The organism is Microbacterium sp. CCH5-D1, from assembly GCF_001557335.1.
GTDB lineage: Bacteria > Actinomycetota > Actinomycetes > Actinomycetales > Microbacteriaceae > Microbacterium > Microbacterium oxydans.
On sequence record NZ_LSJW01000154.1, the window covers coordinates 1 to 673 of the forward strand.

The window sequence follows — 673 nt, forward strand, 5'->3', positions numbered from 1 at the left end:
CCCGCCGGCCCCCGCACCGCAGCCCCGGAGAGGACACCCCATGGGAACCCCGCACAACCTTGACCCGCTCGCCCTCGCGACGCCCGCGCTGCTGCTGCTGCTGCTGTGGCTCGCTGCGCTGCTCGCGCTGCTGCTGTGGCGACGACGCATCCGCAGCGCCCCGATCGCCTCCCACGGCGACATCCTGCGCCGAGCCGCTCGAGCTCGCCGCCACGCGGCCGCGATGATCGCCTGGCACATCCTCGGCGGCATCGTCCTCATCGGCGCGTTCGGGCTGCTGTCCTGGCCCGCCGCGGCCGCCGGCATCCCGCTGCTGCTCATCCCCGTGCTCGGCATCCGCAAGTGGGCGCGCACCGCGCGCACGCTCACCCACATCCTGCACAGCCCCGCTCCTCACACCCGCGCGCAGCTGCGCACCTGAAACCCGACCACAGGGGTTGCAGCATCCTCCTGACATGCACTAGTGTTGTGTATGTCAGATACACAACCTAACATCCGGGCAACCACAGACCACCAGACCCGCGGGGATCGCACCATCAGGTCGACCCCCGGCAGGACGGGCACCCACACGCAGCCTGGCGGAGCGCTCGCCGCACGCCGCTCGCCCGTCGATGGCAGCCGGCCCATTTCGTCCTCCTCCCGGCCCGCTGCCGGCGGGGGCGGCGCCCCTGAC

Annotated in this window: 1 protein-coding gene; it reads left to right on the forward strand. The window is 72.5% G+C overall.

Annotated features, from left to right (window positions below; translation table 11 throughout):
* Positions 1 to 421: hypothetical protein (locus AX744_RS09600; RefSeq protein ID WP_231728777.1), on the forward strand; the 421-nt coding region annotated here is incomplete at its 5' end.
* Positions 422 to 673: the final 252 nt, after the last annotated feature.